At 35.3% G+C, this 14,559-nt stretch carries 10 protein-coding genes; 4 read left to right on the forward strand and 6 right to left on the reverse strand.

Annotation, left to right across the window (positions count from 1 at the left end):
* Positions 1-394 precede the first annotated feature (394 nt).
* The 3 genes from ACK1JC_RS01240 (at position 395) to ACK1JC_RS01250 (ending at position 6,681) form a co-directional block, all read left to right on the forward strand.
* Positions 395-1,687, forward strand: a complete 1,293-nt coding sequence (locus ACK1JC_RS01240) for a dicarboxylate/amino acid:cation symporter (RefSeq protein WP_409510031.1) — start codon at positions 395-397, stop codon at positions 1,685-1,687.
* Positions 1,688-2,413: 726 nt separating this feature from the next.
* Entirely contained in the window at positions 2,414-3,580 is a 1,167-nt protein-coding gene (locus ACK1JC_RS01245) for an efflux RND transporter periplasmic adaptor subunit (protein ID WP_409510032.1), read from the forward strand.
* Positions 3,580-6,681, forward strand: coding sequence for a multidrug efflux RND transporter permease subunit (locus tag ACK1JC_RS01250; protein WP_409510033.1), 3,102 nt, complete (start codon positions 3,580-3,582; stop codon positions 6,679-6,681). Before ACK1JC_RS01245 ends, ACK1JC_RS01250 begins: the two co-directional genes overlap by 1 nt.
* Positions 6,682-6,826: 145 nt before the next feature.
* Here the strand turns inward: ACK1JC_RS01250 and adeS are convergent, their stop codons facing one another.
* The 6 genes from adeS to ACK1JC_RS01280 form a co-directional block, all read right to left on the reverse strand.
* The gene (adeS, locus tag ACK1JC_RS01255; RefSeq protein WP_409510034.1) at positions 6,827-7,933 is read right to left on the reverse strand and encodes a two-component sensor histidine kinase AdeS; all 1,107 of its coding nucleotides are present in this window, start codon (positions 7,931-7,933) and stop codon (positions 6,827-6,829) included.
* Positions 7,923-8,648 carry an efflux system response regulator transcription factor AdeR gene (gene adeR, locus ACK1JC_RS01260; RefSeq protein WP_409510035.1) on the reverse strand — a complete coding sequence of 242 codons (726 nt, stop codon included), beginning with the start codon at positions 8,646-8,648 and terminating at the stop codon, positions 7,923-7,925. Before adeR ends, adeS begins: the two co-directional genes overlap by 11 nt.
* A 481-nt stretch (positions 8,649-9,129) precedes the next feature.
* The gene (locus tag ACK1JC_RS01265; protein WP_409510036.1) at positions 9,130-10,557 is read right to left on the reverse strand and encodes a PLP-dependent aminotransferase family protein; all 1,428 of its coding nucleotides are present in this window, start codon (positions 10,555-10,557) and stop codon (positions 9,130-9,132) included.
* A gap of 135 nt (positions 10,558-10,692) precedes the next feature.
* On the reverse strand, positions 10,693-10,818 hold the full coding sequence (locus tag ACK1JC_RS01270) for a DUF2474 domain-containing protein (protein ID WP_409510037.1): 126 nt from the start codon (positions 10,816-10,818) through the stop codon (positions 10,693-10,695).
* An 18-nt stretch (positions 10,819-10,836) separates the two neighbouring features.
* Positions 10,837-11,841 carry a cytochrome d ubiquinol oxidase subunit II gene (gene cydB / locus ACK1JC_RS01275; RefSeq protein ID WP_409510038.1) on the reverse strand — a complete coding sequence of 335 codons (1,005 nt, stop codon included), beginning with the start codon at positions 11,839-11,841 and terminating at the stop codon, positions 10,837-10,839.
* On the reverse strand, positions 11,834-13,294 hold the full coding sequence (locus ACK1JC_RS01280) for a cytochrome ubiquinol oxidase subunit I (RefSeq protein WP_409510039.1): 1,461 nt from the start codon (positions 13,292-13,294) through the stop codon (positions 11,834-11,836). Before ACK1JC_RS01280 ends, cydB begins: the two co-directional genes overlap by 8 nt.
* Before the next feature lie 389 nt (positions 13,295-13,683).
* On the opposite strand from ACK1JC_RS01280, the gene ACK1JC_RS01285 reads away from it, so the two are divergent.
* Complete coding sequence (locus tag ACK1JC_RS01285) at positions 13,684-14,505, forward strand: hypothetical protein (RefSeq protein ID WP_409510040.1); 822 nt, start codon at positions 13,684-13,686, stop codon at positions 14,503-14,505.
* The last annotated feature ends 54 nt before the right edge of the window (positions 14,506-14,559 follow it).

The raw sequence follows: 14,559 nt of genomic DNA on the forward strand, positions 1-14,559 counted from the left end.
TTTATTGAAAGATATTTCATCTCGAAACTGTTTGTTAATTCTAAATAATGCCTCCATTCATAAGCGAAAAGAAGTCTAAGAAGTTGTAAAGAAATATTATGATCGGAAATGTTTAATTATCAGTAACCAGATGCGGCTTTTTAAAAAATATTAACAATCTTTAGATTTATTAAATGAATAATGTCATTGGCATTTTATATATTATTGTGGATATTTCCATGCAAATTTTGCATAGAAATATCCATTTTTGCATTTTTAATTCTGATCTACTTTCTATAAATTTTGCCAACAGCCCTAAGTTAAATGGATATTTGACTTGGATGGAACAACATAAAAACATTTTATAAAAAATGAGATGTTTTTATCGATTTTAGGGTATTAAAAGGAAGTTTTTATGGATCAGAAAAAACTATTAAAATTTATTTTAGTTGCTATGGTTTCTGGAATACTAATTGGTTGGCTTTTTCATAGTCATTTGAGTTCGACTCAAGCTGAAAATATTGCATCATATTTTAAAATTCTTACAGATGTATTCTTAAGATTAATTAAAATGATTATTGCACCATTGGTCTTTGCAACAATTGTTTCAGGGCTGATTTCAATGGGTAAGTCATCATCATTAGGCTCTATTACACTTAAGGCCATGAGTTGGTTTATTGGTGCATCTCTCATTTCTTTACTTTTAGGTATGAGCATGGCAAACCTATTACAACCTGGTGCAGGAATGAATCTCCCAATTCCTACAGCACCTGTTGATGTGGGTATCAGTGCAACAAGTTTAAATATACAAGCTTTTATTACACATATCTTTCCAAAAAGTTTCGCCGAGGCGATGGCGAACAATGAAATCTTACAGATTCTTATATTCTCTATTTTCTTTGGCTCAGCCTTAGCTTATGTTCATCATCAGCAAGATGAGAGTACGGTAATTGCGAAAATTATTGATGAATTGTGTCGTGTTATGTTCCGTATTACCGATTACGTTATGATGTTTTCTCCTATTGCTGTTTTCTCGGCAATTGCTTCTGCAATTACCTTAAAAGGACCACAAATAATTATAGACTATAGTGTTTTTATAGGCTCTTTTTATGCCAGTCTTTTCATTCTTTGGGCTGTGATTATTACTGTTGGCTATATCTTTTTGAAAAAAGATGTATTTCGTTTGCTTAAGACTGTTCGTGAACCTGTAGTATTAGGTTTTGCAACAGCAAGTAGTGAATCCGCTTACCCAAAACTAATTGTAGCATTGGAAAAATTTGGTGTACCAAAGCGTATTACTAGCTTTGTACTTCCACTAGGCTACTCATTTAATCTTGATGGTTCAATGATTTATATGTCATTTGCAGTGTTATTCATTGCTCAAGCCTATAACATTGATTTAAGTATCTCACAACAAATATTAATATTACTTACACTGATGATCACTAGTAAGGGAATTGCAGGTGTTTCTCGCGCATCGTTGGTAGTGATTGCTGCAACATTAACAATGTTTAAACTTCCAGAAGCGGGTATTTTGCTGATTCTTGCAGTAGACCACTTCTTAGACATGGGACGTACTGCAACGAATATTATTGGTAATAGTGTGGCAACCGCGGTCATTGCTAAAACTGAAGGACATAAAGTAGAGGAAGGTGAGATCGTTTTAGTTCAACCACTTACTCCAAGTGAGCAAACGAATTCTCTTTAAGCATTAAACGCTTCAAGTTAGATAAAAAATACCACTTTATGTGGTTTTTTTATTGACAAAAAATGTGCCATTTAATAAATAATGGAATATCAACTATTTGAAATCGAATACAAAAAATATGATCTGGTTGCTGAGTGTAGAATAAGAAAATGATGCAATGTGTGAAATGATGGTTGATTAATAATAGTCAGGTTAAAAATAATCAATAACATAAGTTTGCTCGTGGTGAATGGGATTTTTAGACCCCCCCCCCCCAAACAAATCAAATTATTATTTATAAAACTAGATCACCACATAGATCGACTTAGATAGCGTAGGGTTTTGCAGAACGAATATTATGTTCATTAGGATAGTCAGCAACGTGAATATAATTTCTAAGCTTCACGGTACTGATTTGTAGCTACAACAACGTTATGTAGGCTACAGTCTTAGATATCTTATGTTTTATAAGTTCATGAACTTAGCTGTAAAAATCCAAGAACAACCTAAAAAGTATAAAATGATTTGCGTATTTGAGATTCATTTATTTTAAACAGAATGAGTCTTAGCTCTACTTTAAGGAAAAATCTATTTTAAACCCTTTAATTTTAGAAGTAATTTCCATGGTCTCCAAAATGATAATTATGCAATTTTCCTGCTTTCTCCACACAATCTCCACACAATATTAGCCATCCGTAAACAAAGTTTTTTCAAAATAGTACGATCTAATACTATCTAGTAAAAACCATGAAGCAAAGTCATCGTTTAGTGAGTACTGTTGTTATCACGACTGTGCTTTTGATGGGTTGTGCAAAATCAGAAAATTCAGACCAAAATACTGCTGAAATACCTGAGGTAACAGTAAGTGCCCTGACTGTACAAGCGCAATCAATTAGTTTAATTGAAAACCTTCCAGGGCGAGTAGTCGCATATCGTATGGCTGAAATTCGACCTCAAGTCGGCGGAATTGTTGATAAAGTTCTGTTTAAACAAGGCTCATATATTCAAGCGGGTCAATCACTTTTTAAGCTGAATTCTGAAATATTCCAAGCGGATGTAAAAAGCAATCAAGCAAGTTTGAATCGAGCAGAATCTGAAGCTGCACGTTTACAGGTTTTGTTGAAGCGCTATGCCGAATTAGTCATAGTTAATGCAATTAGTAAGCAAGAATTTAACAATACTGAAGCAGAATACCGTAAAGCGAAAGCTGATGTTGCACAAATGGAAGCCATACTTTCTAGACAACAACTGAATTTAAAGTATGCAACAGTTACAGCACCAATCTCTGGAATTATCGGTGAGCTTTTAGTGACCGAAGGTGCTTTAGTAAGTCAAGGTGATACGAATGCGATGGCGTTAATACAGCAAATTAATAAGGTATATATTGATGTAAAACAATCCATTACGGATTATGAAAAATTACAGGAAGCCTTGCAGCAAGGAAACTTGTCTGATGCAAGCCATCATGTAGAAATCTTAAATAGCCAAGGTCAACCGTACAGTGTAACAGGTGAAATTTTATTTTCAGATACCAAGGTAGATCCTGATACGGGTGATGTAACGATTCGTATTTTAGCGAATAATGACAATCAAAAATTACTTCCTGGTATGTATGTCCGTGTCAACATGAGCCGAGCAAAAGTTGATAATGCGATTTTAGTACCAGAGCAGGCTATACAACATGATATTAGTGGTAAGGCGAATGTAACTGTTATCGACCAAAAGGGGCAGGCACAAAGTAAAACTGTGCAACTGGGTCAGCGTTATCAAAATAGCTACGTTGTAACTCAAGGTATTCAAGCTGGTGAAAAAATTATTGTCGAGGGTGTTGACCGTATTCAACCCAATCAGCAACTAAAAGTAAAACAATGGCAAGCACCTGTAACGAATAATGAAAATGGGGGGCAGAAATAATGGCTCAATTTTTTATTCGTCGTCCAATTTTTGCATGGGTGATTGCCTTATTTATTATTTTATTAGGTGTACTCAGTATTCCTAAACTACCAATTGCTCGCTTTCCAAGCGTGGCTCCCCCTCAAATTAGTATTACAGCTATGTATCCAGGTGCTACACCAAAAACACTCAATGATAGTGTGGTAACGCTCATTGAACGAGAAATGTCAGGTGTAAAAAATTTACTTTATTACAGTTCAAGTTCAGATAGCTCAGGTAGTGCAACGATTACAGCGACTTTTAAACCAGGTACTGATGTCGAGCTTGCTCAAGTCGATGTTCAGAACAAAATCAAAGCGATAGAATCGAGATTACCTCAGCCTGTGCGACAACAAGGACTCATGGTAGATGCAGCCTCATCAGGCTTTTTGATGATGGTTGGCTTAAACTCACCTGACAATAAATATTCAGAAATTGATCTCAGCGACTATATGACCCGCTATGTCATTGAAGAACTTAAACGTGTTGAAGGTGTTGGGAAGGTACAAAATTTTGGTGCTGAAAAAGCAATGCGTATTTGGGTAGATCCAGATCGTTTAGTTTCTTATGGCTTAAGCATTAAAGATGTCAATACAGCCATTCAAAATCAAAATTTGCCCATATCACCAGGTCGTATAGGTGATGTTCCCGCTTTAACTGGACAACAAATTACGATTCCTTTGACTGCACAAGGACAACTAGAAACTGTTGAACAGTTTAAAAATATTAGCTTACGTTCCAATCAAAATGGTGCCAACGTACGCCTGTCTGATGTAGCCCGTATCGAAGTGGGTGGGCAGTCGTATAATTTTGCAATTTTAGAAAATGGAAATCCTTCTACAGCTATCGCAATACAAATGAGTCCAGGTGCAAATGCTGTAAAAACGGCTGAAGGTGTAAAAGCAAAAATAGATCAATTAAGTGCTTCTTTGCCTGAAGGAATGAAATTTTCAATTCCTTATGATACCGCTCCATTTGTTAAAATTTCAATTCAAAAAGTCATTGTGACATTGCTAGAAGCAATGGTTTTAGTTTTCATTGTGATGTTTATATTTCTTCATAATGTTAGATATACCTTAATTCCTGCCATTGTTGCGCCTATAGCACTATTAGGAACATTCTCCGTAATGCTACTTGCAGGCTTTTCAATTAATGTACTGACCATGTTTGGTATGGTGTTGGCGATCGGAATTATTGTCGATGATGCGATTGTTGTGATTGAAAATGTTGAAAGGATCATGGCATCGGAAGGATTATCACCTGTTGAAGCAACATCTAAAGCCATGAAGGAAATCACCAATCCAATTATTGGGATTACCTTGGTTTTAGCAGCAGTATTCTTGCCGATGGCATTGGCATCGGGTGCAGTTGGTATTATCTATCGCCAATTTACCATTACCATGTCAGTTTCTATACTATTTTCAGCTTTTCTCGCTTTAACCTTAACACCTGCTTTATGTGCAACGATGTTAAAACCGATTGATAAAGATCATGAGAAAAAAGGGATCTTTGCATGGTTTGATCGTAGTTTTGAAAAGTTAAATAATAAATATGAACATAATTTATTTAAGGTTATCAAACATAAAGTTGCTGCCATGTTATGTTTCCTTGGTATTATTATTGTTCTTATTCTTAGCCTTAAACAAGTTCCTACTGCATTTATGCCAGAAGAAGATCAGGGTTGGTTTATGACATCCATTCAACTTCCTGCTGATGCAACACAAGAACGTACTCGAAAAATTGTCTCTGAGTTTCAAACACACTTGGATCAAGAAACAGGCATTAAGGACAATATGGCAGTTTTGGGGTTCGGGTTCAGTGGGTCTGGACAAAATACAGCAATGTACTTTACTAATCTTTTACCATTTGAAGACCGTACGATTACTGCACAACAAGTCGTAAGTAATGCAAATAAGGCGATGGCTGAAAGTTCTGAAGGACAAGCAATGTCTGTATTGCCTCCAGCCATTGATGAGTTAGGTAACTCTTCTGGTTTTACATTACGATTACAAGATCGTGGCAATATTGGTATGCCAGCATTGCGCAAAGCAGAAGAACAATTACTTGGACTTGCTGCTCAAAGTAAAAAGGTTGTAGATGTTTATCCTGAAGGTTTACCTGATGGAAGTTCAGTGCAACTTAAAATTGATCGTGAAAAGCTACAAGCACTTGGTGTTAATTTTAGTGATGTCACAGATATTATTTCAACCTCAATGGGTTCAATGTATATCAATGATTTTCCAAATCAAGATCGTATGCAGCAAGTGATTGTGCAACTTGATGCCAAATCACGTATGAATGTTGATGATATTTTACAAATCAAGGTCAATAGTCTAAGTGGTAAATTGGTATCAATGTCTGAGATTATTGTACCTATATGGCAACATTCTCCACAACAGTACAATCGCTATAATGGACGCCCATCATTAAGTATCACAGGCAGTCCTGCGCCTGGTATATCTTCTGGTCAAGCTATGGCAGAAATGGAATCATTAATCAAACAACTCCCTAAAGGTGTCGGTTATGAATGGACGGGTATTTCTTTAGAAGAGAAGCAGTCAGAATCACAAACGACATTTTTACTACTTTTATCAATGCTCGTTGTATTTTTGGTCTTAGCTGCACTTTATGAAAGTTGGTCAATTCCGCTGTCAGTGATGTTAGTTGTACCATTAGGATTAATTGGTGCCTTTATCGCGATCATGATTCGAGGTATGCCAAATGATATTTTCTTTAAGGTCGGCATGATTACGATTATCGGATTATCAGCTAAAAATGCCATTTTAATTGTTGAATTTGCGAAAGCACTCAGAGAAGAAGGTATGGGCTTAGTTGAAGCAACTGTTGCCGCTGCAAAATTGCGTTTACGTCCAATTTTAATGACTTCGCTCGCATTTACTTGTGGTGTTATCCCATTGGTTATTGCATCTGGTGCAAGCTCTGAAACCCAAAAGGCAATTGGTACAGGCGTCTTTGGGGGAATGATCAGTGCAACTTTGCTCGCTATTGTTTTTGTCCCTATCTTTTTTATCGTTGTAATGGGAACTGTAGAAAAACTCTCTAAACAAAAAATATCAAATTGATACGCTAAATTGGTGAGCTGAAAGCGCAATTTTTAGCTCACCATTTAGTCTTCAACTTACTTCATATTTTCTTTGTTTCTACTCAGTTTAAGATGTACTAGATCATCTGATTGTGACTGATATATTTTTTCACTGGAATCAATTTTTACTGATTCAAGGGTGAATAAGTTTTTAATTGTATTGTAAAACAGCTTCCACCTAATGTCTTTGATTTAGAGTAATTTAGGCGACCTTGATGAGCCTCAATGATCGCATCAATGACGGCTAGTCCTAAGCCAGTACCACCATCTAAACGAGATCGGGAATCTTCCAAGCGGTAGAACGGTTTGAATAAGTGCTCAAGATGAGACTCATCAATTCCTGGACCTTCATCCTCTAACATTAAAATCCAATTTTCTTGTGTTTTATAAGTCGTAATCATCAGCTGCCCTGGATTGGCATATCTTAAGACATTTGAGAAAAATGCAATTAAAACTTGCTCCATACGTCTTACATCACATAACACGTTTACATCAGTCAAATTAACCACTTCATTTAAACCTTTGAATTGAAAGCGCTCATGAAACATTTGCAAGCATTTATAAATACTGGCTTTCAAATTCGTCCTTTGTAGCTCTAAGCGAAATTGCTTATTTTCAATTAAAGTCAGTGTGCGCAGGTCTTCAACTAAATAAGATAATCCTTCGACTTGATTTAATAAACTTTGATGTAGTTTGTGATCGGCTGTAAATACGCCATCAACAATACCTTGTAATCTGCCTTGTAAAATAGTCACAGGTGTCCTGAGTTCATGTGCGATAGCTGCATTCCAGATTGTTGAGTTTTTTACCGAAACTTCTAGTTGATTCGCCATCGCGTTAAGATTTTGAATCAGTGACCTGAGTTCATGAGGAATATGATGATGTGGTTCTTCAATTCTTAATGATAAATTGCCTTGCTGAATTTGTTGGATAACATTGGCTAACTCACTAATAGGTTGTGTATAGCGTTTACCATATCGATAAGCTAAAAGGGTTGATAGAAAAAAACCAGTTAATAAAACTAAAAATAACCAAATAAAGTCTACAGATGTAATATAAAATTCATTGGAATTAAGACTTTGGGAATCTATAAAGCCAATCTTAATTGCCCAACTATATACGAAGTATCCCAATGCAAAAGATAAAAATGTAACGCCTAAATTTAGAAGGCTCATCATGAGAATAAATTGGGAATTAATACCAATTGAATTTTTTATAATTTTAAATTTCATTGCTTTGATCTAACCGATAACCAACGCCACGAACATTTATCAATAATCCTAGCACTTGGATTTCCTCAAGTTTTTTTCTTAATTTGCTTATATGGCTATCAACTGTGCGGTCAAGTGCATCTCGCTCAGGCAGACAATTCTGAATTAACTCGTTGCGGGTAAAAACTTTATTGGGTGTTTTAGCCATTAGAACTAAAATATTAAACTCAGTTAAAGTTAAGCTAAGTAATTGTTTATACGTATTTTGTAAAATATACACCTGATGATTTTCAAGGTTTATTTCTATGCTTTTGTAAACAATAATATTTTCTGGAGACTTTTGAAAAACACTTCGTCTTAAAACGGCTTGAATTCTGGCAATCACTTCATTCGGATTAAATGGTTTTATAATAAAATCATCTGCTCCCATCTTAAGCCCCATTATTTTATTCACTTGATCATCTAATGCTGTAAGTATAATGACTGGTAAATTATTGTTTTGACGAATAATTTGTAAAATATCCCAACCATTTAACTTAGGCAGCTTAATATCAAGAAGAATAAGATCAATATGATGTGTTTTAATACATTCTAATGCTTGTTGTCCATCCATTGCACGAATGACTTTCATGTTCTCATTTTTTATATATTTTTCAAGGATGTCACCAATATCATAATCATCTTCAACAACGAGAATTACGCTATTTTCAAAGCTATGTTGTAAGTTCTGATACATAAATTCATTCTAAATTAAAGCTTTTAATATAGTTTAGCATTTAACAAAACTAATGAGATAGTGAGTAATAAGGTTATCACTGATAAGAACTATGCTTCCATAAGGGTTTCTGCTGAACTAGTAAAAAAGATGTTAAAGAACCTAAAAAAATAAGTAGTCAAACATTCAAGGTAATAAATTTTGGTATTCGAATGAATAGGGGAGCAGTGATATCGACACAGACGCAAATCTTTATTAGTATTTATCACATCATGAAGAAAAAAAAGTATTGGCTAAAACTGAAAAATGACTTTAAGCAAGTCTTGATAAAATAGAAAATTTAAAATTATAAAAAATTCTATTATTTGCTTTTTTATGAGAAATTTTCGCAAATAACATACATAACCTAAACCAATTTATTTAGCTGTTATATTTTTGTGTTGAAAATACAACAGCATAGATGCTATTTTTTTTGAATTAATTTATACGTTAGAAACATAAATCAAGACTGTATAGAGTGGTCTTTTATAGTAGATTTAATACAATAAACTATCTGTGACAAAATAGATTCAATACGATTATTGAAGTCAAAAGAACAATTAATACGTAAAAAATTATTTTGCTTTACAAAGTTTGCATTAAATAAGACACTCGGTGCAATACTGATATTTTGATCTAATAACATTTTGTAAATATAAATACTATCAATATATTCAGGTAATTCAATCCACAAAAAGTAACCTGACGGATGATATTCAATTTTACATACAGGCGATAAATGTTCTGTAAGATAATTATAAAACTGTTTTTTATTACGTTTCAATGATAAGCGTAAGGCTTTTAAGTGCTTTTCATAATGGCGATGTGACAAATATTCAATCAATGCATTTTGAATAAATGAATTGACTGATAATGTACTCATTAATTGAATATGTTGAATAGATTCGGAAAACTTTCCTGCATGAACCCACCCCACACGAAAGCTTGCGCCTAATGTTTTTGAAAATGAAGAACAATGAAGAACCAGGTTTTGTTGATCATAATATTTCATAGATAGTGGTTTTTTATGATCATAATATAGATCCTCATATACATCATCTTCAATTAAATGAACTTTATATTGATGTAATAACTTGGCTAATTGAAATTTAATGTCATCACTTACTGTAAAACCAATTGGATTATGGCAATTTAGCATCAGTAAGCAAACCTTAATGGGATATTTTTGAATTGCTTGTTCAAAGGCTTCTAGATCAATTCCATGATCAGGATGTTCTGGAATCGTAATTACTTTTAAACCCAATCGCTCTGCTGCCTGCCATGCACCATAAAAAATTGTTTGTTGTAATAAAATATAATCACCCACCCGAGTCATTGCTTGTAACGACAAGTTCAATGCATCTAGACCACCAGATGTAATTACAATGTCTGATGGAACAGTTTCAATTCCTTGAATACAATAACGTTGAGCGATCAATTTACGTAAGGCAAAATTGCCAGGGGGTAAGCTAGGATTTTGTTCATAGTTGAATCTATGTCTAGCGAGTTGACTAAAGGTCTGAATAAGTTTTGATGAGTAGAGTAATTGGCTATCAGGAAAAGCTGTTCCAAAAGGTATAATATTGTCGGGTTGAATAGATTTTAAATATTTAAATACGGTTGAATTAATTTCAATTTTAGGATTTAGCATGACATTTTGGTTATGTTCATTATTTGATACTTCTTGTGCGATGACAAAATAACCTGACTTTTCTTTTGAATAGATGAGTCCTTGTGCTTCTAGTTCTTGATACGCATTCATCACTGTAATCAAGCTAAAACCAGATAGTTCTGCTTGATGACGTAAAGAAGGCAATTTTTCATTGGTTTTCCAAATGCCATTTTCAATCAGTAGTTTCAGGCTATTCGCAAGTTTTTCAGATTTATACATAAAAATTTAGATCATTATAATAATGTAGAAAGAATATGGATAAATCACTTTCTATCCATATTCTTTTATCGTAGTTGACTACTGTAACAAGTCAATTAAGTCCAATTTAGAAATAATTTGATGTTATTAAAATAATCACGGATAAGCGAAATATAATAAAAATCTGAACAGTCCTGCAATGAGAGCTAAGCCTATAAATCCAACTAGCCATAGGACAATGAACCATTGGCTAGAACTCATTTTAGTCATCAATTTATTCATTAAAAGTGCCTCCTAAAATTAATGATAACCCTCATCTCCAATACGAACTTTGTCACGAAATACCCAATAAGACAAGAAAGTATAGGCAATAATAATCGGGATTAAAATGACTGCACCGACTAACGTAAATTTTAGACTTGATTCAGGTGCGGCGGCCTGCCAAATGGTCACAGATGGTGGAATAATATTCGGCCATAAGCTGATGATGAACCCAGTAAAAGCCAAAAATACTAAAGCTAAAGTATAGATAAAGGGTTTTAAATCATGCTGTTTTTTGCATGCCAATATAATCAACCCAACAAACAATAAGACTAAAATTGGCACTGGGCTGAAATAGAATATATTGGGTAAAGAGAACCAACGCTGTGAAATCTCAGGATGGGTGAATGGGGTATATAAGCTCACCACACCAAAGATAAAGAGTAAGGCAATAATCAGTCTAGGCATCAGGTGAAACATGCGTTGCTGTATCTCTTTTTCAGTTTTCCAAATGAGCCAACCACAACCTAGGGTAGCGTACATGACCACTACACCTAGACCTGTAAAACATGTAAATGGGGTGAACCAGTCCCATCCGCCACCACTGTAAATTCCATTGGTGGTCTGAATACCTTGGATATAAGCCCCTAAAATCACGCCTTGGAAAAAGCTAGATAAGATTGACCCCCAGATAAATGCGAGATCCCAGAGGTATTTAGTACGCGTGGCTTTGAAACGGAATTCAAAAGCCACACCGCGGAAAATCAAGGCCACCACCATAAATATAATTGGTAAATACAGCGCTGATAAAACGGTTGAATACACTAGAGGAAACGCAGCGAATAACCCAGCACCACCCAGAACCATCCATGTTTCATTGCCATCCCAAACAGGAGCTACGGTATTCATCATGACATCACGTTCTTGCGTTCCGCTAATAAAAGGAAACAGAATGCCAATGCCCAAATCGAAACCATCCATAACGACATAAATAAGAATACCGAGTCCGATAATACCGACCCAGACCATAACGAGATCAATCATGCGGTTTCTCCTTGTTTTCTTGAGCAGAGCGTTCTATCGAATCTAGAGACTCCTCAACTGCACTCAATGGACGTAATGGGGTTTTAAAATGACCTGGACCGGCTGTTTTTTCAGGCTGTAAACTGTCTAAGAGAGCAGGACCTGCTTTAATCAGTTTGAGCATGTAATAAATACCACTACCAAACACTACGGTATAAACCAATACAAAAATAATTAAACTGAGACCCACCTGATCGGCTGTAACAGAGTGAGATAGACCATCCTTAGTACGAAGAACACCATAAACTAACCATGGTTGACGACCAACCTCAGTCGTCACCCAGCCTGCTAACAAGGCGATATAACCTGTAGGACCCATAATAATTGCAAATTTATGGAACAATGAGCTTTCATATAATGAACCTTTCTTACGTAACCATAATGCAGTCAAAGAGAGTAGTACCATCAGCATTCCTAGGCTGACCATGACACGAAAGCTCCAAAAGACAATGGGTACATTTGGGCGATCTTCAGGTGAAAAATCTTTTAAGCCTGTGACTTGACCATCTAATGAGTGCGTGAGGATGAGACTACCTAAATAAGGAATTCCGAGTTCAGTTGTATTACGTTCACTTTCCATATCTGGAATTGCAAACAGCAACAATGGCATTGCATGATCACGGTTAGTTTCCCAATGTCCCTCAATTGCTGCCAATTTTGCAGGTTGGTGTTTTAGGGTATTTAAACCGTGGTTGTCTCCAATTACGACTTGTAAACATGACGTGACCAAAACCATCCATAAACCCATGGAGAATGATTTTTTAACCAACTCATCACGGCGACCTTTGAATAAATGCCAGGCAGCTGTACCAACTACCAAAAGCGATGAAACGAGGAATGCCGCCACTGCCATATGGGCAAATCGGTAGGGGAATGAAGGATTAAAGACAATGGCCCACCAGTCAGTTGGTATAATTATGCCATTTTCAATGGCAAATCCTTGTGGGGTTTGCATCCAACTGTTGGAGGATAAAATCCAAAACATGGAAATACAGGTGCCAATAGCGACCATCAATGTGGCAAAAAAATGTGCTTTAGGGCTGACTCGTCCCCAACCAAATAACATAATTCCGAGGAATCCCGCCTCTAAAAAGAAGGCACTCATAACTTCATAAGTGAGGAGAGGTCCAGTGATACTGCCTGCTATGCGTGAGAATTCACTCCAGTTCGTACCAAACTGATAGGCCATGACAATACCAGAAACGACCCCCATAGCAAATGCCACTGCAAAAATCTTAATCCAATACTTAAATAAGGCTTTATAAACTGGGTTTTGAGTGCGTAGCCACTTCCACTCCAACATAGCAAGGAAGCATGCTAAACCAATAGATGTTGCAGGGAAAATAATATGAAAAGAAACAGTAAAAGCAAATTGAATGCGGGCTAATTCTAAAGCTGTGAGTCCGAGGCTCATATTACTCTCCATACTGTGAATAGATCAGACAGTTTTATAGGGTTGATAGAGTAAAGGCTTTGTAAAACAGGATGAAAGGTAAGAGATCGTTTCATTTAAACCACCGATCAAAAGAAATTACTTTATCTTGCATGACAATTTAGATAATGGGTAGGTACAGAAAATTACTTAAAAAAATATAACAGTTTGAAGTGTAATTTTTATCACTGTTATATTTTTTCCCAGTGCTTTTGTAGCTATACATTTGAGTGACAACACGACAAAATTTATTTTAGTCTCATGAGTGGCTATTTTTTAATGCATCATATTCGGGTTAATCAAGATGGGTAACATTGAACAATAATGCAAAACTCTCATGAAAAATAGGTTCGAAGTGAAATGGTGATGCAATGTTTGTGACAGATAAATTGAATGTAATCTTAGAACTCATAGAGACACGAAGTTTGACTGAGGAATTAAAGGATCAATTACAATTGCAATATGTAAATTTAGAGGCAACATTGCTACGTGCTAAAGTATTGCGAGAGATTTCCAAAGCTAAAGTTCAATATATTGTGCAATCTACTATCCAAGACAAACAAGCGGATGTCGCATATTTATTTGCCCCTTTTATCTTGGCTAACTTGAATCATCCTGTAATTTATAACAGCCCAGCGACATCGACCGTACTCAATATTCTCAATCGTTACTATCAAGTTGAGTCAAAACAAAATCTAAAAATAGATGATGTACTTGAGGCGCTAAATATCTATTTAGACTTACCTGATACTCATTTAAGTGATGAGGATTTTTTCTATTTTTCCTTGATTAAAGCATTGTGTCGAACTGATGTTTCACAGATTTTTTTAGTGACAGGATTGCCACTTAATAAGCGAAAACTTAAAGAGTTGGAACAGTTTTTTAAGGTCAAAATTTATATTATTCATACCAATCCGCAAGATATCATTATTGATAGTACTGAATGGAATATGCGGAAATTATTTTTTAAAAACAAAGATCAGCAATATATCGATTTATGCGAGAAATTCGCCACATTGAATGCTCAGATATTGTTGAGTTATGGCGGTTATAACCAAAAGCAGGCAACGCAGTTGGTCGAAGATATGTTCTATGCAGAGCATATTTATGAAAAATTATCGGTCTATGCCGAGTATATGCAGACCTGTCTACAACATGGTGTGTCTCGAAAGCAGGCAACTTTTCTAGCATAGCTTGCGTTTTGATACCTTATTCAAAGCAGACTTTCCTTCATATTTATACATATA

This window comes from Acinetobacter sp. TY2 (genome assembly GCF_046269225.1).
GTDB lineage: Bacteria > Pseudomonadota > Gammaproteobacteria > Pseudomonadales > Moraxellaceae > Acinetobacter.

Excerpts from the sequence above, each read along its gene's own strand:
- ACK1JC_RS01240 (WP_409510031.1), top strand. The coding sequence starts at position 395 with ATGGATCAGAAAAAACTATTAAAATTTATTTTAGTTGCTATGGTTTCT.
- ACK1JC_RS01245 (WP_409510032.1), top strand. The coding sequence starts at position 2,414 with ATGAAGCAAAGTCATCGTTTAGTGAGTACTGTTGTTATCACGACTGTG.
- ACK1JC_RS01250 (WP_409510033.1), top strand. The coding sequence starts at position 3,580 with ATGGCTCAATTTTTTATTCGTCGTCCAATTTTTGCATGGGTGATTGCC.
- adeS (WP_409510034.1), bottom strand. The coding sequence starts at position 7,933 with ATGAAATTTAAAATTATAAAAAATTCAATTGGTATTAATTCCCAATTT.
- adeR (WP_409510035.1), bottom strand. The coding sequence starts at position 8,648 with ATGTATCAGAACTTACAACATAGCTTTGAAAATAGCGTAATTCTCGTT.
- ACK1JC_RS01265 (WP_409510036.1), bottom strand. The coding sequence starts at position 10,557 with ATGTATAAATCTGAAAAACTTGCGAATAGCCTGAAACTACTGATTGAA.
- ACK1JC_RS01270 (WP_409510037.1), bottom strand. The coding sequence starts at position 10,818 with ATGAATAAATTGATGACTAAAATGAGTTCTAGCCAATGGTTCATTGTC.
- cydB (WP_409510038.1), bottom strand. The coding sequence starts at position 11,841 with ATGATTGATCTCGTTATGGTCTGGGTCGGTATTATCGGACTCGGTATT.
- ACK1JC_RS01280 (WP_409510039.1), bottom strand. The coding sequence starts at position 13,294 with ATGAGCCTCGGACTCACAGCTTTAGAATTAGCCCGCATTCAATTTGCT.
- ACK1JC_RS01285 (WP_409510040.1), top strand. The coding sequence starts at position 13,684 with ATGTTTGTGACAGATAAATTGAATGTAATCTTAGAACTCATAGAGACA.